Annotated in this window: 20 protein-coding genes; 5 read left to right on the forward strand and 15 right to left on the reverse strand. The window is 34.0% G+C overall.

Annotated features, from left to right (window positions below; translation table 11 throughout):
- The first annotated feature begins 178 nt into the window (after nt 1-178).
- Nucleotides 179-1,213, forward strand: a complete 1,035-nt coding sequence (locus HYN56_RS12220; protein ID WP_109192429.1) for a quinone-dependent dihydroorotate dehydrogenase — start codon at nt 179-181, stop codon at nt 1,211-1,213.
- Here the strand turns inward: HYN56_RS12220 and HYN56_RS12225 are convergent.
- Nucleotides 1,199-1,912, reverse strand: a complete 714-nt coding sequence (locus tag HYN56_RS12225) for a DUF3307 domain-containing protein (protein ID WP_109192430.1) — start codon at nt 1,910-1,912, stop codon at nt 1,199-1,201. The two genes, HYN56_RS12220 and HYN56_RS12225, sit on opposite strands and share 15 nt — an antisense overlap.
- Nucleotides 1,909-2,523 carry a SatD family protein gene (locus tag HYN56_RS12230; RefSeq protein ID WP_109192431.1) on the reverse strand — a complete coding sequence of 205 codons (615 nt, stop codon included), beginning with the start codon at nt 2,521-2,523 and terminating at the stop codon, nt 1,909-1,911. The genes HYN56_RS12225 and HYN56_RS12230 overlap by 4 nt, the downstream gene beginning before the upstream one ends.
- A gap of 206 nt (nt 2,524-2,729) precedes the next feature.
- Here HYN56_RS12230 and HYN56_RS12235 point away from each other — a divergent pair, with 206 nt between their 5' ends.
- The 4 genes from HYN56_RS12235 (at nt 2,730) to guaB (ending at nt 7,355) form a co-directional block, all read left to right on the forward strand.
- Nucleotides 2,730-3,596, forward strand: a complete 867-nt coding sequence (locus HYN56_RS12235) for a beta/alpha barrel domain-containing protein (protein WP_109194787.1) — start codon at nt 2,730-2,732, stop codon at nt 3,594-3,596.
- Nucleotides 3,597-3,674: 78 nt separating this feature from the next.
- On the forward strand, nt 3,675-4,226 hold the full coding sequence (locus HYN56_RS12240) for a hypothetical protein (RefSeq protein ID WP_109192432.1): 552 nt from the start codon (nt 3,675-3,677) through the stop codon (nt 4,224-4,226).
- On the forward strand, nt 4,223-5,623 hold the full coding sequence (locus HYN56_RS12245; RefSeq protein ID WP_109192433.1) for a DUF5723 family protein: 1,401 nt from the start codon (nt 4,223-4,225) through the stop codon (nt 5,621-5,623). Before HYN56_RS12240 ends, HYN56_RS12245 begins: the two co-directional genes overlap by 4 nt.
- A gap of 259 nt (nt 5,624-5,882) precedes the next feature.
- A complete protein-coding gene (guaB, locus tag HYN56_RS12250) occupies nt 5,883-7,355 on the forward strand; it encodes an IMP dehydrogenase (protein ID WP_109192434.1) in 1,473 nt (490 codons plus the stop codon).
- A gap of 254 nt (nt 7,356-7,609) precedes the next feature.
- Here the strand turns inward: guaB and HYN56_RS12255 are convergent, their stop codons facing one another.
- From HYN56_RS12255 to HYN56_RS12315, 13 genes are all read right to left on the reverse strand, one after another.
- The gene (locus tag HYN56_RS12255) at nt 7,610-7,906 is read right to left on the reverse strand and encodes an RNA polymerase alpha subunit C-terminal domain-containing protein (RefSeq protein WP_109192435.1); all 297 of its coding nucleotides are present in this window, start codon (nt 7,904-7,906) and stop codon (nt 7,610-7,612) included.
- A gap of 28 nt (nt 7,907-7,934) precedes the next feature.
- The gene (locus HYN56_RS12260; protein WP_109192436.1) at nt 7,935-9,077 is read right to left on the reverse strand and encodes an FAD-dependent oxidoreductase; all 1,143 of its coding nucleotides are present in this window, start codon (nt 9,075-9,077) and stop codon (nt 7,935-7,937) included.
- A gap of 110 nt (nt 9,078-9,187) precedes the next feature.
- A complete protein-coding gene (locus tag HYN56_RS12265) occupies nt 9,188-9,778 on the reverse strand; it encodes a TetR/AcrR family transcriptional regulator (RefSeq protein ID WP_109192437.1) in 591 nt (196 codons plus the stop codon).
- A 347-nt stretch (nt 9,779-10,125) separates the two neighbouring features.
- Complete coding sequence (locus HYN56_RS12270; protein ID WP_109192438.1) at nt 10,126-11,010, reverse strand: L,D-transpeptidase; 885 nt, start codon at nt 11,008-11,010, stop codon at nt 10,126-10,128.
- A 101-nt stretch (nt 11,011-11,111) separates the two neighbouring features.
- Nucleotides 11,112-11,900, reverse strand: coding sequence for a DUF4261 domain-containing protein (locus tag HYN56_RS12275; RefSeq protein WP_109192439.1), 789 nt, complete (start codon nt 11,898-11,900; stop codon nt 11,112-11,114).
- A gap of 25 nt (nt 11,901-11,925) precedes the next feature.
- Nucleotides 11,926-13,419, reverse strand: a complete 1,494-nt coding sequence (locus HYN56_RS12280) for a S41 family peptidase (RefSeq protein ID WP_109192440.1) — start codon at nt 13,417-13,419, stop codon at nt 11,926-11,928.
- 43 nt (nt 13,420-13,462) lie between these two features.
- Nucleotides 13,463-14,044 (reverse strand): NUDIX domain-containing protein, encoded by a 582-nt coding sequence (locus HYN56_RS12285; RefSeq protein ID WP_109192441.1) that lies wholly within the window; start codon nt 14,042-14,044, stop codon nt 13,463-13,465.
- Between the two features lie 55 nt (nt 14,045-14,099).
- Nucleotides 14,100-15,371, reverse strand: a complete 1,272-nt coding sequence (locus HYN56_RS12290; protein WP_035649096.1) for an adenylosuccinate synthase — start codon at nt 15,369-15,371, stop codon at nt 14,100-14,102.
- A 98-nt stretch (nt 15,372-15,469) separates the two neighbouring features.
- On the reverse strand, nt 15,470-15,934 hold the full coding sequence (locus HYN56_RS12295; RefSeq protein WP_091496313.1) for a Fur family transcriptional regulator: 465 nt from the start codon (nt 15,932-15,934) through the stop codon (nt 15,470-15,472).
- An 88-nt stretch (nt 15,935-16,022) separates the two neighbouring features.
- Entirely contained in the window at nt 16,023-18,245 is a 2,223-nt protein-coding gene (locus tag HYN56_RS12300; protein ID WP_109192442.1) for a RelA/SpoT family protein, read from the reverse strand.
- A gap of 323 nt (nt 18,246-18,568) precedes the next feature.
- A complete protein-coding gene (locus HYN56_RS12305) occupies nt 18,569-19,357 on the reverse strand; it encodes a TrmH family RNA methyltransferase (protein ID WP_109192443.1) in 789 nt (262 codons plus the stop codon).
- Between the two features lie 193 nt (nt 19,358-19,550).
- Nucleotides 19,551-20,480 carry a DUF2167 domain-containing protein gene (locus tag HYN56_RS12310; RefSeq protein WP_109192444.1) on the reverse strand — a complete coding sequence of 310 codons (930 nt, stop codon included), beginning with the start codon at nt 20,478-20,480 and terminating at the stop codon, nt 19,551-19,553.
- Nucleotides 20,481-20,522: 42 nt separating this feature from the next.
- Nucleotides 20,523-21,602 carry an alkaline phosphatase family protein gene (locus tag HYN56_RS12315; RefSeq protein WP_109192445.1) on the reverse strand — a complete coding sequence of 360 codons (1,080 nt, stop codon included), beginning with the start codon at nt 21,600-21,602 and terminating at the stop codon, nt 20,523-20,525.
- Between the last annotated feature and the right edge of the window lie 44 nt (nt 21,603-21,646).

Here is a 21,646-nt window from a genome sequence, read left to right on the forward strand (position 1 = left end):
TATAATTTGCAACCAAAAAAAAACTGCTTTTTGAATAATCCCTAGGATTTTTTTAGAATCTTTTTAGTTATAAGCAGTATAATCAAACAAAATAGAATTTATTTGTTTAGGTAAAAAAAGCACCTTTTTAAACTATATTATTTAAATTTGCATCCGAAAAAATAACAACACAACTCTTATGTATAAATTGATAATTCGTCCGATACTTTTTTGGTTTGATCCTGAAGAAGTGCATTACTTTACTTTTTCATTTGTTAAATTCATTTCAAAAATCCCGGGAGTTTCATCAATCATAAGAGCAATCTACGAAGTAAAAGACAGCCGATTAGAAAGAGAAGTTTTCGGAATTAAATTCAAAAATCCCGTTGGACTGGCGGCAGGATTTGATAAAGACGCAAAACTGTATAAAGAATTAGGTGATTTTGGTTTTGGTTTTATCGAAATTGGAACGGTAACACCAGTTGGACAAGAAGGAAATCCGAAAAAACGTTTATTTCGCTTAAAAGAAGATCAGGCAATTATTAACCGAATGGGATTTAATAATGGTGGAGTTCTGGAAGCTGTTGAACGTTTGAAGAAAAATTCAGGGGTTTTAATTGGAGGAAATATAGGAAAGAATAAGGTCACTGACAACGAAGATGCAGTTAAAGACTACATCATTTGTTTTGATGCTTTGTATGATCATGTTGATTATTTTGTTGTAAATGTAAGTTCTCCAAATACGCCAAATTTAAGAGCGTTGCAAGATAAAGAACCTTTAACGGCTTTGTTGCAAACTTTACAGAACAGAAATGTTGAAAAACAAAAAACAAGTACCCTAAAAGTAAAACCAATCTTATTGAAAATTGCTCCGGATCTTACAGATGAGCAATTATTAGATATCATTGATATTGTAAAAACAACTCAGATTGCTGGTGTAATTGCTACCAATACCACAATTTCGAGAGAAGGTTTGCAGTCTTCAAACCAAACAGAGACTGGAGGTTTGTCCGGAAAACCATTGACAAAACGATCTACAGAAGTAATTCGTTTTCTTTCGGAAAAAAGCAATAAAGCTTTCCCGATTATTGGAGTAGGAGGAATTCATTCTGCTGACGATGCCATTGAAAAACTTAATGCAGGTGCAAGTTTAGTGCAATTGTACACTGGTTTTATTTACGAAGGGCCAGCGTTGATAAAAGCTATCAATAAGAAAGTTTTAGGACAATTGTAATAACATTTGAACTAATAATCCGGCAAGAATCGCGATTCCAAAACTGATTAAAGTGCCAATTAAAACATATTCGGTTAATTTTCTGTCTTTTGCTTCTTTTAAATCTCCAAATCTGAAAATAGATTTAGCGGCCAAAAGAAATCCGATGGCTTCAAAATGATTGGTTAGGATAAATCCGAAAACAAACAGACGTTCCAGAATTCCGATATAATTTCCAGCGGCTACTAAGGAATTATCCTGATTATTGAGTTTACTTTCAGGTGCCCATATTGAGATAATTGTTTTGATAAAAATGGATGTTGGTTTGGTAAGCAGTAAAATACCGGTTAAGTAAATCCAAAATACATTTTCCTGCCAAAAAGGAGGGATATTTTTATTTTCATATAAAAGTACAACACCAATCAAAACGAGAATATGAGCAATTTGGTCAACGACAAACCAGGTGCGTTTGTTTTTCTTTTTCTGAAAATTTAATTTGATCAAATCGATAATACCATGCGTTACAGCAATTAAAATCGCATAAGGTATAAATCGGATTTCTCCTGCCAGAATTGCTGCTAGAATTCCATGAAGAATAATATGGATATATAAGTAAATACTTTTATGTTTTTTAGTTTCTTTATCGGTTACCCATGATCCAGGCTGCCATATAAAATCACCTAACAAATGCGCTAAAAGGAGTTTTACGAATAAAATCATAATATTGAGAGTTGTTTTATCTGAGTTCTAAAATATCGATCTAAATGCATGACCAGTTCAAATTGAGCTCGTTTTTGTCTTCTGCTTACGGCTGCCTGATTGATACCTAATTTTTGTCCCAATTCTTCTTGTGAAAGTGTTGGATTTTCTATTGCAACAGCAACAAATTCTGCAGATTGAACCAGCCAGCTGTCCATAAAAGTTGACGCCAGTTGTAACATTAAATTGAGTTTTTCATCAAAATTGGTGTCGCCGGTTCGTAATGCTAAGGTGACTTTCTGTTTTTTTAAGGTTTCAAAAAGTTCACCGGAATGTATAAATGCAGAACCATTACTTTCAGATATTTTTTCGGCATCATGTGTTTTATCTCCAAAACCAATGCTCATTCTGGCATCCGATTTTATGGCTCGCAGACGAGCTTTTATCAAAATAGCAGTAATTAAAGCTTGTTCAGGATTTGAAACTTCAACCTGAAATTCATCACCACGATAGATTTCCCATTGACTTGGCGTAGCGCCAAAAGGAGCTAAGATCCTTTTTAAATCCTCAACCCAATGTTCTGATTCCTGTTGTCGTGAACCAATTATGTCTCCTGTTATTACACTAGTCATAACCAAATATACTTAAAATTATAAAGTTTCTATTACAAATATAAGTAATAAGTTTATTTATTACACTTTTCGGTAATATTTTAACTTATTACATATTTGTGTAATAAAATAAAGTATTACGATATTGAGTAATAATGTCATTCAGTAAAATTCTCTTTTATTTCATTAAAAAAGAAACTAACTTAGCCTTTACAAATGAATACGCTTTGAATAAAGAAATCAAAATCATTGAATGTCCCAGAGATGCCATGCAAGGCATAAGAGATTTTATTCCGACCCAAAATAAAGTTTCCTATATACAGGCTTTGCTTAGAGTAGGTTTTGATACTATTGATTTTGGAAGTTTTGTTTCTCCAAAAGCTATTCCGCAGATGCAGGATACTGCTGCTGTCTTAGAACAACTGGATTTGTCTCAAACCACAAGTAAACTGCTTTCTATTATTGCTAATACACAGGGAGCAGTAACGGCTTCAGAATACGAGCAGATTCAATATCTGGGATTTCCATTTTCTATTTCAGAGAATTTCCAGATGCGTAATACACACAAAACTATTGCAGAATCTTTGGTGACTTTAGAAGAAATTCTGGAAGTGGCCGATAAGAAAAAGAAAGAAGTTGTAACCTATCTTTCAATGGGGTTTGGAAATCCTTACGGAGATCCGTGGAATGTCGAAATTGTAGCAGAGTGGACAGAAAAACTTGCCGGTATGGGAGTAAAAATTCTATCACTTTCGGATACTGTTGGAACTTCTACACCAGAAGTTATTACCTATTTGTTTTCTCATTTAATTCCGAAATATCCGAAAATTGAATTTGGAGCCCATTTGCATACTACACCAGATACTTGGTTTGAAAAAATTGATGCGGCAGCAAAAGCTGGTTGTGTACGTTTTGACGGAGCCATTCAGGGATTTGGAGGCTGTCCGATGGCAACTGATAAACTCACAGGAAACATGCCTACAGAAAAACTGGTTTCTTATTTTACTGCAAACAAAAAATATACTGGTTTAAATTCTTTAAGTTTTGAAAGTGCTTACAATGAAGCTTCAAAATTGTTTGGAAAGTTTCATTAATTAATAGTTATATTTACCTACCTTCGATAAGGATTATAAACATTAAACGTTATATTTAGTGTTGAAATACTATTAGCCATGATACCATATTCTAAACGCAGCCTCTTAAGTGTACTTCTTTGTACTTTTTTATTTTTTTCCTGTTCGAGTGAATTAGATTTTGATCAGATAAAAGATTTAAAATTAGAGCCTGTTGTGGTAGCAAATCTTGCTTACTTCGATATTCCGGCAAATCAGCTTATAGATGACGGAAGCACAAATATTGCCTATGATGTAAGGAATTTTACTGTATTTAGAGATAAGTTTTTTAATGAACGATTAAAAAAAGCAGAATTCGATTTCGAAATCGAAAACACCATTGAACGCACTTTTGCTCTAAACATGCTTTTGATGAATGACCAAAACGAAATCCTGCAAACTATTTCTTACACAGTTCCTGCCTACACAGGAGGTTCCAATGTTATAAAATATCCCACAGAAGTTTTTGAAAATGAGCGTTTGAATCTTTTAAAACAAACTACTAAAATTGGATTCGTAGTTTTAGTAGCTTCAGGCGACCCTTTAAATAGTCAAAGTTTAGGAAATCTAAAATTAAGATCAAGTGCAACAGTTTATTTAGTAATCGAATGAGAAAGTTAAGTCTGATTTTCTTTGCCGTTTTTCAGTTTTCTTGTTTTGCTCAAAATAAAGAAGTACTGTATAATTTTACACAAATTCCACAATCTTTGCTTGTTAATCCAGGTGCAGATGTTTCTTATAAATATTATTTTGGCTTTCCTGTTTTATCCGGAATTTCAGCTAATGTAGGATCGAAAGGTTTTACTGCCTATGATTTATTTGCAGATAATGGTGTAGATTTTAATCAAAAAGTTCGAAACGTACTTAATAATACATCTCGAAACGATAAAGTAATGACCAATCAGCAGTTGGAAATTTTTTCAGGCGGATTTAGAGTAGGAGGCAGAGAAAGCCGTTCTTATGTTTCATTTGGAATGTATCAGGAATTTGATTTTTTTATGTACGTTCCTAAAGATCCTGCCTTACTTGCTTTAAACGGAAACAGAGATTATATCGGCAAATCTTTTAATCTGGGAGATTTAAGTGCCAGAGCTGAGGTACTTTCGGTATTGCATATCGGATATCATAAAAAAATAAACGATAAGTTTGTCTACGGCGGACGTGCTAAAATCTATTCCAGTGGAGCAAATGCAACTTCAACAAAAAATTCAGGATACATTTATACAGGACAGAATGCCGGAACCCCGAATGTTTACAATCAGGTAATTTCTTCTAATTTAGAATTAAAAACTTCCGGTATTGCTAAGTTTACAAAAGACGAATACGACGGAAATGTAGCCAGAGATCTGGTAAATAATACTTTTTTCGGCGGAAGTTTAGGTTTAGGAGTAGATGCCGGAATTACCTATTATATAAAAGATAATTTGCAGCTAACAGCGAGTATAATTGATTTAGGTTTTATAAGACAGTCTAAAGACATTGAAACACTCACTTATAAGGGAACTTATCAATATAACGGTGTAAATCCTGATTTTATGGGTAACGATGATCCGGAAGATGTTTTTGATGAGTTCGAAAAAGCCATTCCACGAGATACATTGTATAATAAATACACGACCTGGCGTCCAACTAAGTTCTATTCTTCTATTCAGTATTCATTTGGAGAAGCCCGACCGGATGATGAATGCAATTGTCGGGGACAAATCAATAAATATTATAAAAATGCGGTAGGTGCACAAATTTTTGCCATGACAACGCCACGACAACCTATAGCAGCATTAACAGCTTTTTACAGAAGAAATATTTTTAGAAAATTAGATGTAAAAGCCACATATACTTTTGATTCGTTCTCGAACAAAAATATTGGTTTAGGACTTGCCGGAACAATCGGAAAAGTAAATATTTATGCACTCGTAAATAATATTCTGGAATATAGAGATGTTTCAAAAGCCAACGGTGTAGCATTTCAGTTCGGAATAAATTTCATCGTTCCGGATTCAGTTGATTAATCAGGAGCTATTCCAGCTGTACATTTCAAGTACTCGAGCCAAAACACTTTTTTTCAAGGCTTAAAAAGAGCTTCCGTTGGTCGCTTTTTTAAACCAGAAAAAAATGTTTTTTGGCTTTTCGTAGCTTTCCATTTCCATCTGGGCTAGGCAACATGATTTTGTAAGACGATTCGTGTAAGGATAAATTTATGAATAACTTAGTATTCAAGTTAGCAATTTATTCACTATATTTGCACGCAATTCAACTAGAAATTGCACCATGATAGCACACAACTCCAAGATTATCGGCGAAGGTTTAACTTACGACGATGTATTATTAGTACCTAACTACTCGAATGTGCTTCCCCGCGAAGTGAGTATCAAATCAAAATTCTCAAGAAACATCACATTAAACGTTCCAATTGTATCTGCTGCTATGGATACAGTTACCGAAAGTGCAATGGCAATTGCTATGGCACAAGAAGGAGGAATCGGTGTTTTACATAAAAATATGACTATCGAACAACAAGCAGGAAAAGTTCGAAAAGTAAAGCGTGCAGAAGCTGGTATGATTATCGATCCGGTAACTTTACCAATGAATTCAACTATCGCTGATGCTAAAAACGCTATGAAAGAATTCGGAATCGGTGGTATTCCAATCGTTGACGAAAATAAAATACTTAAAGGTATTGTGACCAACCGTGACTTACGTTTCGAGAAAAACGGAGCAAGACCAATCGCTGAAGTAATGACAAGCGAAAATTTAGTAACTGTTTCTGAAGGAACTTCTTTAGAGCAGGCTGAGGTGGTTTTACAAGGTCATAAAATCGAAAAATTACCAGTTGTAAACGATAAAAACGAATTAGTTGGTCTAATTACGTTTAGAGATATTACAAAACTGACTCAAAAGCCAATCGCAAACAAAGATTCTTTTGGTCGTTTAAGAGTTGCAGCTGCAATTGGAGTTACCGGAGATGCAGTTCAAAGAGCTGAAGCTTTAGTAAACGCTGGTGTAGATGCGATCATTATCGATACAGCTCACGGACATACCGAAGGTGTAGTGAATACATTAAAAGAAGTAAAAGCAAAATTTCCTCAAATAGACGTAATTGTTGGAAACATCGCAACGCCGGAAGCTGCTAAATATTTAGTAGAAAATGGTGCAGATGGTGTAAAAGTTGGAATCGGACCTGGTTCTATCTGTACTACACGTATCGTTGCAGGTGTTGGTTTTCCTCAGTTTTCAGCAGTTTTAGAAGTTGCTGCAGCGATTAAAGGAACAGGAGTTCCGGTAATTGCAGATGGTGGAATTCGTTATACAGGAGATATTCCTAAAGCTATCGCTGCAGGTGCTGACTGTGTAATGTTAGGTTCATTATTGGCAGGAACAAAAGAATCTCCGGGAGAAACAATCATTTTTGAAGGAAGAAAATTCAAATCTTACCGCGGAATGGGATCTGTTGAAGCAATGCAAACAGGTTCAAAAGATCGTTATTTCCAGGATGTTGAAGACGACGTGAAAAAATTAGTTCCGGAAGGAATCGTTGGACGTGTTCCTTACAAAGGAGAATTAAACGAAAGTATGCTTCAGTTTATTGGTGGTCTTCGTGCAGGTATGGGATACTGTGGTTCAAAAGATATTCCTACTTTACAGGAAACAGGACGTTTCGTAAGAATCACTTCAAGTGGAATTACAGAAAGTCATCCGCATAATGTTACTATTACAAAAGAAGCTCCAAATTATTCTAGATAATTAAGTTTTAATATAAAATGAAAAAGGCGTAAGATTTAATTCTTACGCCTTTTTTTTAAGCTTCGGAGAAGCAAAATATTTATAGTAAGAATGGAAGTTTACAATATAAAAGCTCCAGCGGAGCGACATATTAATTAAGATCTAATATATGTCGCTCCGCTGGAGCTTTTTCAATTTGTTTTTAATATATTTCTATAAATAATTTACCCCGCTGGGGTTTTTTACGTGCAAAATAGCTTTTTAGGCAGTCTTTTTTATAAGTCTTTAAACGTTAGTCCATTCTTGTTTAATTCTTCCAAAAGTTTAGGCAGACTACTTGGTCCAATTCCATGCAGAGACAAAATTTCCCTTTGAGTATATTGAGATAAATCTGCTACAGTTTTAATGTTTTTACTTTCTAAAGCCCTTCTGGCCGGAGCAGATAAAACAGCTAAAAGTCCGAAATCTGGTTTTCGTTCCGCTTCGCAAATTGGGCAGGTAGGACAATCACTGGTTTTAAAATAGTGATGTCCATTTTTACAAGTTCTCTTATTTTTAGAAATAGCTGTCATAACTATAATAAAGCTATGAAATTTATTTTTATTCGTAACGGCTGTTTAAAATATCTTCGGCAACGATATCAGAATGCAGTAGATCTTCCATCTTCTTCGTCATACATTGTGCCTCTAAAGCATAACCAAACATTTTTTGCTCGTAATCAGCGATTGCTTCATCAATGGTTTCAAATTTTCCGTTGGTTAAGTTTTGGGTCAAATGAAAAGCATCAAATAATCCCATATTGACTCCTTCGCCTGCAAATGGTGGCATTAAATGTGCTGCGTCTCCAACAAGAGTAATATTGGAATGCTCTTTCCAGGGTTCTTCCAAAGAAAATAATCGTAAAGGCAGGCCGGAAAATTCTGTAGAAGCAGCGAAGAATTTTTTGTAATCGTTTCCCCAGTTTTTAAAAGTTTCATTTAAAAAAGTAATTACCACTTTGTCATCTTCAAAGTTGATTCCGTGATTTGCAATCCAGTTTTCATCGGCTTTAAAAGAAACGCCAAAATGTAAAGAACCGTCGCGCATAGTATGTGTATAAAACATTTTGTGTTCGCCCATTGCCATCACATTTCCGTTTCCGAATTTAGGTTTGAATTCAGGATAATTCTGATCCGGATTTACAATTTCACCCTGAATAATATAAGTTCCGGAAAGCTGCGGTTCCTGGTCGCTTACAAATTTTCGTGCATTAGATCTTCCGCCATTTGCTACAATTACGAAGTCGGCTGTTACTGTTTTACCGTTTTTGAATTCCAAAACATAATGGTTTTCTGTTTTTTCAAGATTTGTTAACTGACTATCCCAAACAACAGTACCTTCTTTTAGATTATCTAACATAATTTTTCTAAGATCATTTCGGTCAATTTCCGGACGAGAAAAAGCGTTGGTTTCATCAGGCATTTCGTCAGAAGTAATATTTCCATCTATATCAGCCATTTTTTCGCCAGTTGGTCTCGCATATTTATAGAATTCTTCCATTAAACCCGCTTTCTGAATCGCATATTGACCAGAATCAGAATGAATGTCCAGAGTTCCTCCAGAAGTTCGAGCCTGTGCATTACTATCTCTTTCGTAAACCGTGACATCAGCGCCATTTATTTGTAAAATTCGTGCAGTTGTCAATCCAACAGGACCACCACCAATAATGGCAATTTTTTTATTATCTATAATTGAAGTTTTCATTTTATTGAAATTAATATTGTAATTGTATTTTGAATTTGCTCTTCGACTTCGCTCAGAGTGACAAATTATTCTAAAGTTTGGAATTTGTGATTTAGAATTTGTAATTTGAATTATGGAGTAAGTGCTTTTAAAACCAAATTAAAAGCTTCGTTCTTAAGTTCATTAGTAAATACGAAAGGCTTTCCAGACATAGATTTACCTTCTCTGTGAAGTTCTAAAAGAGAGTATAATGAACCATAAGCAATGCTCCAAAAAACTTCGAAAGTAACTGGAATAAGCTCTTTTCTTTCGATAGTAGAAAGGATAAATTGTGACATGGTTTGTTTAAAATCGCCCGTAATTTCTTCAATAATCGCATCCCCATAAGTAGATTGTTTTAAGATTTCAAAACACGTCGCTTCCTGTGTAAAATTAAGAGTGAAATAAATACGATTTTCCCATTGATTTTCAAGTCCATCCTTAAAAGACATTTCAGGAGAAAAACCATCCAGCATTTTGTCAAAGAGTTTCCGGCCAATTTCGATTCCTATTTTTCGAATCAGATCTTCTTTGTCGGAATAATAAATGTAAAGCGTTGCAACAGATATACCGCATTCCTTTGCAAGCCGATTCATTCCAAAACCTTCTACACCTTGTGTAACAATCATTTCAATTGCTTTCTGTTTTACAATTTCTTCTTTATTTATATCTCGTGTTCTCATAATTTTAAATAATTATGCTACAAAGGTATAAAAAATAATAAATGAACGATCGCTTATTTATATTTTTTTTAAGATTCTAAGGAGCTAAGGTTCTGAGATACTAAGTTTTTTTAGACGCAAAGGCTCAAAGCCGCAAAGGGACAAAGATTTTGAAATTGAATTGCCTCCAGCTTTAGCTGGAGGGTTCATAGGAATAAAGTGGAATGGCTTTAGCCAAACAAGCTATGTTTTTTATTAAAAGTGAAACACCTTTGAGCGGCGTGAAAAACTATGTTTCTGTGTGTTCAAAAAAATTAAGCTGAAACAATCGAAATCATTTCAGCTTATCATATAGTTAAGAATATATTTTATAATGTGTTTTTAGGCTCAGCTTCTCTGAGGTTTTGGTTCTCTAAAATCTCTTTCAGGAACGGTTGTGTCTGCGTTTCAATTTCAGATTCTGAAATGTTCAACGCTTTTGGATCGGATGCAAGTTGCAACCAAGGTTTTTGTCCATCAAAATCGTAGCTTCCAAAAACAACAACCGGAGTTCCTTTTACTTTTACATTTTCTTTGTCTTTCAAAATCCATTCATCTGCAAATTTGTAAAGGAATTTAGCATCCTTTTCTAATAAGCGCAAACAAGAATGAGAAGCCGGATAGCCTGGTAATTCATATTGATGAAAACCAACTCCTAATTTATTTTCGATATTAAAATTCCATTTTAATTCCCATTCGTCATTAAATGTGCTGGTTGTTTTTTCTGCTTTCCAATTAGTGAAAAACAATCCGGTTGGAGTAGGGTCTTTTTTTCTTCCCATATTGGTTGGGCCCGTACGAACCAATTCGCCATTTTCATAAGCAGCAAATGTTTGCGTTGGATAAGAAAATAAAATTATTTTAGAAACTTCCTGTAATGCCGAAACATGGACTGGAAAAGGAAGATAATACACTAAATCACCGCTGAAATCAGCAGGAATAACAACTGAATCCAGTTTTTTTAAATTGGCTTTGTCCGTTCTGTTTACGGCATAAACAATATTCATTTTAGTGCTGTCGGCTTCATTTGCTTTCAGCCAGTCTTTGGTCTTTTGAAACTGATAAGAAACTGCTGTTTCAGGTTCTTTGTATTCAACTACTTTTTTAGTGGTTTTATTTTCTGTTATTTCAATAGTATCTGTTTTTTTACAGGAAACCATTAAAACTAATATCAATATAAGTAGGGCGTTTGCGGTGTAATATAACTTTTTCATAGGTAGTTAATTTTATGAAAATAAAGTTATAAATATGATAGCTGAAAAGGGTTACATAATTTTTTGAATTGTTTTCGGGATTTTCATTTAGAGCTTTTAAATTACATTTCTAATTTTAAAGTTTGTCCTTCGACCAATATTCCTTGTGAAGAAGTTATTTTGATTTTTTGATCCATAGTATAGCCAAGTGTTTCTCCATTTTTAAAAGTAACATCACTATCAATTACGTAAGCAATTATATTGGAGATGAAACCATATAATTCTTCAAGTGGTAATTGAGAATTGATAACTTCCATTTCTTGTTTTCCAAATTCCTTTAATCCATAAGTATAAATGCTGTTTCCTTGATCAGAAGTTCTAATTCCAATATAAATCCATAAATGAATTGGAGATTTTTGTTGCTGTAAATCGGGAATGTATTCTAAATACTGCGATTTAGGTATTAATAAGGTTTGACTACCTTGATAAATCCCTAATGAATTTGATGTCGAAAGAATAGAGCATAATAATTTACTTAAAATGGTGAACCTTTCTACCTGACTTTGTTGTCCAGACATCACAGAAACGATAGCATGTCCGTCAAGATTTTTCAAATCTCCTTCAGCTGTCTGCCAGCCATAAGTATATTTAGCAGTTCCTGAGATATCTTCCCAAGGAATGTGTGCTCCTACAAATGCAACAGCTATTAATTCATCATTTATTTTAAAAATCGCTGAATTATCATCTCCAGTGAAATCTGTCACAGATAATCCCCAAAAATCCTTTAGGTTCTGTATTACACTTTCTATACTGTAACGCTCGTTATTTTCGAACATTGGCATAGCAAGTAGTATGTTGCTTTCTGTTTTTTCTGAAGTTCCTTTTTTCTTAAAAAAGTCAAATAATCCCATTATTTAGGTTTTTGGTTAAGTTAATTTATTTAGGTTCAATTAATTTCAAAGTATATTCCAATTGTGTGTCTTTATTTTGCATAAAATCCTCAAAGGTCTGTTTCACTGCATGATCAGGAATAATTCCCCTACCAAAAATCTGATTTGACTTTTCAGGCACATCTTGGTCCAGACTTACAATCGAAAATTGTGTTTTGATTTTAGTGTTTGGCAATTCATATTCAATAGGAGTGTGCCCATTATGTCCAAAATAACCGCCCATGGTTTCTTCGCCAATAACAATTGCTTTTGTGTTTCCGGCAACCAAAGAAGCAAATAATGATCCTGCAGATGCAATTCGTGGACTTATTAATAAATAAATCTGTCCTTTGAAATTGTTTGGATTTGGTTGTAATAACGGATTGAATTTTTCATCCTGATAATATTTCCCATTTTCCAGTCTCGGAAATTCTTCCTTTAATTCATCTTCAAAATCTTTTTTCTCTTCCTGTTTTTTCTGGGGTTCTGTTTCTTCATAAACTAAATATTCTGGAAACGGAATTTCCTGAAAGTTAACGTAAGCTGATGAATTTTCACGATACGATTTTTGTGTTAGATAAGAAAAAGTCAAGATGTCATTCGGATCTGTCCCACCTCCATTATTTCTAACATCAACAATTAAATTTTTTATTTGAGAATTTTTAGAAAGGTATTGGAAACAACTGTCGAGGAATTTTTTATAAATTAAATGCTCTTTATCTTTTGCATTTCTTCCAATTGCAAAAGTATTAATAGTAAGTAACCCGATGTTGGGCGAAATAACTTTAAAAGCATATTTACCTTTTATTGTTCCATATTGCAAACTGTCAATAGGAAGGGAGTGACGTTTTTTGAAATTCTCTTTTCGGGAATCATTAGAAATCCCTGAAACTGTTTTAATTATTTTTTCAGTTTTGTTTGGAAGGGAATATTCTACTACAAATTTCTTCTTAGATCCATATTCCATTTCAAAATATTTAGCGAAAGAACTCCCAATTCCAATTGATTTCCCTGTTATGTTATAACCGTCAGTTGTATAATATTTATGGAAAGAGGAAAGTAGTTTTTTGGTTTTAATTCCGTTTATGCTCAGGATTTGAGAACCTAAAAGAATTTCGTTGTTTTGAAAATTAACAATCAGTTTATCTTCAATTAGTTTAACAGGATAAGGGAAGAAAACATTTCCTGATGAATATTGTTTTTCGAAATCATCGGGAAGTGTAGTGTCATTATGAAGACTTCCTTCGAAGTCCGTTATTTGCAGAATTATTTTGTAGAATTCAATTAATTCTTTGGGTTTGTTTAATTGTTTGAGTGCCCAAGAATAAATGCTGTCAATCTGCTGTTTTGTTCTGTATTTGTAAAGACCGGAATTGGCTTTTTCTCTTATTTCTTTAAAAATAGTAAGATCCTGTTTTAGTTTTTCAGCCGATAATTTTTCATTCTGGGAGAATAATAAAATCGGCAAGCAGAAAAGAAGTACTATTTTTAATTTGAGCATTTTAGATTTTTTAGTGAATCTAAAATACTCAAAAAAAACTTACTTATAGCAAACCTTTAATTTTTGCATGCTGTAACAACATAATAGTTTTAGCATCGGTAATTTCTCGTGATTCAATCATAGCGTATGCCTGATCAAAAGTAAATTCCAAAACTTCAATATTTTCCTGTTCAGCATCCAATCCGCCGCCTTCACTTACTTTCATACTTTCATCGTATTCTCCAACAAAAAGATACAAAATTTCGGTTACAGCACCTGGAGACATGTAGGTTTCAAATACTTTCTCCACTTTAGAGATACGATACCCTGTTTCTTCTTCGGTTTCACGAATAATGGCAGTTTCCGGATTGTCTTTGTCTAAAAGTCCGGCACAGACTTCAATCATCATTCCGTCTTTATTTCCGTTAAGAAAAGTTGGTAAACGAAACTGACGCGTTAAAATGACTGTTTTTTTAGTTGAATTGTATAATAAAATTCCGGCACCATTACCACGGTCATAAACTTCACGAGTGTGAATTTCAGATACGCCATTTTCTTTTTGATAATCGAAAGTAACCCGGTTTAAGATATACCAATTGTCTGATAATAATTTAGTTTCTTTAATTTCAACTTTTGGGTTTTTCATAAATGAAATGATTTGTATAAAAAAAACGCTCTGATTATCAGAGCGTTTAAATGTATTATTTTGTTATTGTTTGCTTTCTGTCTGGTCCAACCGATACAATTTTGATTGGCACTTCGATTTCTTTTTCAATAAACTCAATATATTCTTTTAGCTCAATTGGCAATTGATCGTAAGTTGTCAATCCCGTTAAATCTTGTTTCCATCCTTTAAATTCTTTGTAAACCGGAGTAACATTTTCCGGTTCAATGTTGTAAGGGAAGTGAGAAATGTTTTGTCCTTTGTAGTTGTACTCTGTACAAACTTTTAGAGTTTCAAATCCAGAAAGAACGTCACCTTTCATCATCATTAATTGTGTAACTCCATTAACCTGAACAGCATATTTCAAAGCTACTAAGTCTAACCATCCGCAACGTCTTTGTCTTCCTGTTACAGAACCAAATTCGTTTCCAACTCTTGCCATTGTAGCACCCACTTCGTCAAAAAGTTCAGTTGGGAAAGGTCCGCTACCAACACGAGTCACATAAGCTTTAAAAATTCCGTAAACTTCTTTGATTTTGTTAGGAGCAATTCCTAAACCAGTACAAGCTCCTGCTGCAGTAGTATTTGATGAAGTTACAAAAGGATAAGTTCCAAAATCAACATCTAATAAAGATCCCTGAGCACCTTCACAAAGAATAGATTTTCCAGCTTTTTGAGCCTGGTGCATGTATTCTTCACTATCAATAAAATCTAATTTTTTCAATTCTTCGATAGCTTCAAAGAATTCTTTTTCTAGTTCCGCTAAGTTGTATTGAATATTAACATCGTAAAAAGCAATCATCGCTTCGTGTTTGTCAGCCAAAGCTCTGTAACGCTCTTTGAAATCTTCTAATTCGATATCTCCAACACGTAAACCATTTCTACCCGTTTTATCCATATAAGTTGGTCCAATTCCTTTAAGAGTAGAACCAATTTTAGCTTTTCCTTTAGATGCTTCAGAAGCAGCGTCAAGTAAACGGTGAGTTGGTAAAATTAAATGTGCTTTTCTTGAAATGATTAATTTACTTTTTATATCAAGGTTGAATTTCTCCAAACCTTCAATTTCTTTTTGAAAAACTACCGGATCAATTACAACACCATTTCCGATGATATTTACTGAGTTTTTATGAAAAATTCCAGAAGGGATAGTTCTAAGTACGTGTTTAATTCCGTCAAATTCTAATGTATGTCCTGCGTTTGGTCCTCCTTGAAAACGTGCAATAATATCATAATTTGAGGTAAGAACATCTACAATTTTTCCTTTACCTTCATCTCCCCATTGTAATCCTAGTAATAAATCTACGGTCATTCTTTTTTAATTTGCGTTGGGACAGTCTAAGCCATCCTACTGATTATGTAGTTAATTTTCTTTTTTTTGTCTTTTTTGAAAAAGTCTGATTTTTCAGACTATGAATTCGAATTCTGCTTTTTGTTTCCGTAGAAATAAAGCGAATGATTTGTAATTTCGATATCAAATATTTCTTCGATCGTTTTTTTGATCGTTTGAATTCTTGGGTCGCAAAATTCAATTACTTCTCCAGAATCAGTCATGATAATGTGATCGTGCTGTTTGTCGAAATAAGACTTTTCGTAGTAAGCCTGATTTTGCCCAAATTGATGCTTTCTAACCAAAGCGCAGTCTAACAATAACTCAATCGTGTTGTATAAAGTAGCTCTACTCACACGATAGTTTTTGTTTTTCATTTTGATATACAGATTTTCGATGTCAAAATGTTCCTCGCTGTCGTAAATTTCCTGAAGTATAGCATAACGCTCAGGAGTTTTGCGATGCCCTTTTTGCTCAAGATACATTGTAAAAACGTTTTTTACAATTTCTTGATTTCTAGTGTTGTCAGTTGAAATGAGTGTCATATCCGGCAAAGATAAATTTTTATTTTCAATCAATAAAAGTTTCGGGTTTAAAGTTTAGTTATAAATCCCTTATAGATAGGTTAAAAAGTTAGGTTCTATATTCTCTTGTGACCTTGTCAACACCGTCGATTTTCTTAATTGCATTGATCATTTTCTTTAAAATGGTATTATTTTTTACAATTACTGCAATCTGGCCGTGAAAAATTCCGGCATCGGTACTCAACGAAATGCTCTGAATATTTACACTCATGTTGTTTGAAATTACTCGCGTTAATTGGTTGGTAAGTCCTAAAACGTCCATTCCGGTAATATTGATAATGGCTTTGAATTCTTCCTGAGAAGAGTCAATCCATTTGGCACTCATAATTCGGTACGCATAATTGGACTGCATTCCAATTGCGTTTGGACAATCTTTTTTATGTACTTTAATACCTTCGTTGATAGTCACAAAACCAAATACATCATCACCTGGAATTGGATTACAGCATTGCGATAACTTATAATCCAGCTTGTCATGTTCTGTTCCAAAAACCAGCATGTCGTAATTACTGCTGATAACTGGTTTATGAATGTCCTCGGCTGCAGTAGTGTCTTTGTTTCGCTTAATTTTATTTTTAAAGAAATTGATAAACGAATTGCTTTTCTGAGCAGCATAGTCTTTCAACTGCTGGTTTTCAATCGCACCAATTCCAACTCGGTAAAATAAATCTAAACTTGTTTTTAGTTTGAAGAAGTTGACTAATTCATTGGTTACTTGTTCGTTAAAAGTGACTTTTAAGTGTTTTAATTTTCTAACAAGTAATTCTTTTCCTTCTTCTGCAATCTTTTTAGTATTCTCGTTGAGAACGTTCTTGATTTTATTTTTCGCTCTCGAAGTCGTTACATATTCTAACCAGTTGACTGTTGGTTTTTGGTTTGGAGATGTAATAACTTCAACCTGATCACCACTTTTCAGTTCGTAGTTTAATGGGACTAAGCGGCCATTAACACGGGTTCCTCTGGTTTTGATTCCGATTTCAGAGTGAATGCTGAAAGCAAAATCGAGAGAAGTTGCACCTTTTGGTAAAGATTTGATTTCTCCTTTTGGGGTAAAAACAAAGATTTCTTTAGAATATAAATTCATTTTAAAATCTTCAACAAAATCTACCGCATTGGTTTCAGGATTTTCTAATGCTTCGCGAAGTAAATTCAGCCAAACATCTAAACCGCTTTCTTCTGTTGCTCCATTTTTGTATTTGTAATGAGCAGCATAACCTTTTTCGGCAATTTCATCCATACGTTCGCTTCGAACCTGAACTTCAACCCAACGTCCTTTTGGTCCCATAACGGTAATATGAAGTGCTTCATAACCAGTTGATTTTGGAGAAGAAATCCAGTCACGTAAACGGCTCGGACTCGGTCTGTAATGATCTGTTACAATCGAATAGATTTTCCAGGCGATAAATTTTTCGTCATGCGGATCAGCTTTATACACAATTCGAAGCGCAAATTTGTCGTACACTTCATCGAAGGTTACGTTTTGAGCACGCATTTTTCTTCGAATCGAATAGATAGATTTTGGTCGGCCTTTGATAATGTAATCAACGCCTTCATTATCTAAAGATTTCTTCAGAACATCCGATATATCCTTAATGTAAGCATCTTGTTCTTCTTTTGTTTCACGAATTTTGCTTACAATATCATTATAAATGGCAGGTTCGGTATATTTTAAACCTAAATCTTCCAGTTTGGTTTTAATGTTGTAAAGCCCCAAACGATGGGCAAGAGGCGCGTAAATGTATAATGTTTCAGATGCAATTTTGGTCTGTTTATATTCCGCCATCGAATCCATAGTCTGCATATTATGAAGACGATCGGCCAGTTTAATTAAAATTACACGAACATCATCATTCAGTGTCAGAATCATTTTTCTGAAATTCTCCGCCTGCATTGACGCATTTAAGTCTTTTTGAACTAAGGAAATTTTAGTAAGACCTTCAACCAATTGCGCAACTTTCGGATTAAATAAGCGTTCAATATCTTCAACTGTAATGGGAGTGTCTTCTACAACATCGTGAAGTAAGGCCGCAGCGATAGAGGTTGCACCCAGACCAATTTCTGAGGCAACAATTTTTGCAACTGCAATTGGATGAAAGATATAGGCTTCTCCCGACTTACGTCTTTGTTCTTTGTGAGCATCAACGGCAACGTCAAATGCTTTCCGAATTAATTTTTTGTCAGTAGGGCTTAAAGTTTGGTAACTTATTCGAAGTAATTCCTTGTATTCGTGAGCAATAGCTTTGTTTTCTTTTTCGATATCTATTTCTGTCATAACGGCATAGTTCAAGTACTAAAAATAAGAATTAGTTTGAATATACACAAGGCTTTATGATTGCTGATTTTTTCAGAAATAAATTCCAATTTTTAAATTCCAAATATCAGTGTCAATATCAAAAATCAATATCAATTAAAATGATCTAAAGCACTCTAAACAAGTAAAGAGAAGCAAATTTCAAAAAAGGAGCACAGCGACTTTTAGAAAATCTAAAATCTAAAATCTAAAATCTAAAATCTAAAATCTAAAATCTAAAATCTAAAATCTAAAATCTAAAATCTAAAATCTAAAATCTAAAATCTAAAATCTAAAATCTAAAATCAGAAACCTCTTTGTCTTTTCGCCTCAAAAATCAAAATAGCGGCAGCAACAGAAACGTTCATGCTGTCAATTTCTCCCTGCATTGGGATGATGATGTTTTGTGTTGCTTCGTCACGCCATTGTTGCGTTAAACCAGTTGCTTCTGTGCCTACAACCAACGCGGTTGGAGTGGTGAAATTTTGAGTATGATAGGAAGTTGAATTCTGTAAAGTAGCGCTGTAGAAATTAATTTTTTTTTCTTTTAAAAAGGCAATAATTTCTTCAGTGGTTCCCGTTGCAATCTGATTGGTAAAAAGGCAACCAACACTGGAACGCACAATGTTTGGATTGTATAAATCGCTTTTTGGATTGGCGATTAAAACAGCATCTAAATTAGCTGCATCGGCAGTACGTAAAACAGCACCAATATTCCCTGGTTTTTCTAAAGATTCAACTACAAGAATTAATGGATTATCTGATAATTTTAAATCTGATAATTTTAAAGATTTGGTTTTGGCTACAGCCAAAATACCTTCGGTTGTATCACGATAAGCCAGTTTTTGATAAACTTCTTTATTGATTTCTATCAGTTGAAAGGAATTCTGAATTAGTTTATTGATTTCGTTTTCAGTGACTAATTCAGGTAAAAATAAAACAGTTTCTATTTCATAACCGCCTTTAATAGCTAATGAAATTTCACGTTGGCCTTCAATCAAAAATGTTCCGGTTTGTTTTCTGGCTTTGGCTTTTTCTTGTAGTAAAACCAAAGATTTTATAAACGGATTTTGAACTGAAGTAATTTGTTTCATTTTTTTTAAGCGACTAAGATTCTAAGGTGCTAAGGTACTGAGTTTTTTTCTTCCTGCAAGGTTTTTAAAACCTTGTAGGTTTACTGAAAAAAGGTTAGCCACGAATTTCACGAATTTTCACGAATTTTTTTCATAGATAAGAAAGAAAAACAATTCGTGAAAATTCGTGAAATTCGTGGCTAACAATAAATAGTTACTCCTCTGTAGAATTGTTTTCTTCTAAAAGAGCAGTTTCTTCAGCAGGTTTTGTTACTATTTGGTCTTTTTCTCCAAAAAGGAATTTCTTAATTGCGGCAAAAGCAGCGATAATCCCAATTACAATAAACTTTCCGAATTTTGCTAAAACAGCGAAGAATCCAACTTTTGCTAATACTTTTCCGGCCACTAAACCGCCAATTGTCCAGGCTGCAACGGTGTCTGTGTCTGCATCAAAATCAAGATATTTATGTCCGTCATTGAATTCAACACTTTTGATGATTCCCGGAATACTTGCTTTTACTTCTTCCAATTGATCTACACCAGCAACAGCCGAAATATTGTACATTCCTTTTCTACCTAAAACTCTTAAATCGTAATTTAAAGTATGATTTTTATCAGCACCAAATTGTAATTCTTTTGCCCAGTGCAATACTTTTAGATTGTTATCATAAAATGGTTTAGATGCCCATCCAATTAATTGAACCTCAGGATAGCCTGCCGTTTTTCTTTCGGCATTTGCGGCAGCAACATCTTCTTTCATAGTTTTAAGAAGATCGTCGTAATCAATATCGTCGGCATCATCATCTTTTACATAGCCATCACCCTGATAGCTGATTACAAACATCCAGCTGTCTGCATGTGTAACACCTTTTCCGTCAGGAACAAGCGAACCTAATATGGATTTGTCTTCAGGATTTCCCCATAAATTAGTCAGCACATTTTGAGTTTGCTCAGCATTTAAAAATTTAAATCCCTTTGGGACATTCAGAACTCCGTTTCCTTCAGTAAGTGTAATTTTTCCGGATTCGTAATGAAAAGATTTGTCAATTTTGTCATAATATGCCTTAAGTGTATCTGGTTCACTTGCAGATAATTTAGTAATCGAAATCGTCCATAACAAGACAAATAATAATGTTTTTTTCATTGGATTGGTTTAAACGGTTAATTATTTTGGTTTATTGGTTACTTAAAATAGCTCTGAAATCTCTTTCTCAACAGGATGATTGGTTTTGAAATTATATCCCATTAGTTTCGCTAAAGTCTGCGCAAACTGTTTTTGATAAAGTTGAGATTCGGTTTTAATCTCTCCTTTAGGTGCAATTTCCGGGCCCATTGCGGCAAACCAGATTTCAGATGCTCCCGGAACGTCAGAACCGTGATCTGTCCATTGCGCTTTTATTTTGTCACCACGTCCGTGATCTACGGTTATGAAAAGAGTGGTTTTATTTTTATACTGAGGATCATTCTGAATAAAATTCCAGATTTCCTGAATCCATTTGTCAACCTGATTTGCCGCATCAAGATACGAACGGTATTGTGCATGATGCGCCCATTCATCGGTTTCACCGTATGCAATATAAAGTACTTTTGGCTTTTTATTTTTCAGTTCATCTAAAGCCTGATAATGGGTAAAAACATCCAGACATTCATCCATATGAAAGGGTTTGTATGAATTGTCACGCATTTCATTTAATAAGTTTTGAGCTGCAGTTGGTTTGTTTCCTCCGACTTTATCAAAAGAAGAAATTACAGGAAATCCGCTTCTTTCTTCATTTAAAATTCGGTCAAAAGCATCCCAGGCACCAAAAGCAGCAACTTTTCCTTTTAGCTTGGATTGCTGATTTAAAAACTCGAGAACGTTTACATTCGGATTGGGTTTGTAGCTATTTGAATTGACTTTCAAATCCACATTTCCAGTCATGATTTCGCTATAACCGGGATAACTAAACCAATACGGATTAGCAACATCGACTTTATTTCCTAAATCTCTATTGCCATAAATCTGTCCTTTCGAAACGATTTCAGTCCAGAAAAAAGGCATGAGTTTTTTGCGGGCTTCTTTAACATCGACATCAGCGTATTTTTTATAAATGTAAGCGCTGTCTCCCTGATTGAATTTTTTGTTATTGGCAATTGCAGGATCAATTCCTTTAAAAACTTCCTGCCATCTAAAACCATCAGTAGTGATAATGATGATGTTTTCTGTTTTTTGAGCTATGGATTTAAGACTCAGTAGAATGATCAGAATAAAAAAAGCTTTTTTCATTACTTATTAATTTGAAATAGAATTCAAAACTAAGTAATTTAATA

Origin of the sequence: Flavobacterium crocinum (assembly GCF_003122385.1) — a bacterium.
GTDB lineage: Bacteria > Bacteroidota > Bacteroidia > Flavobacteriales > Flavobacteriaceae > Flavobacterium > Flavobacterium crocinum.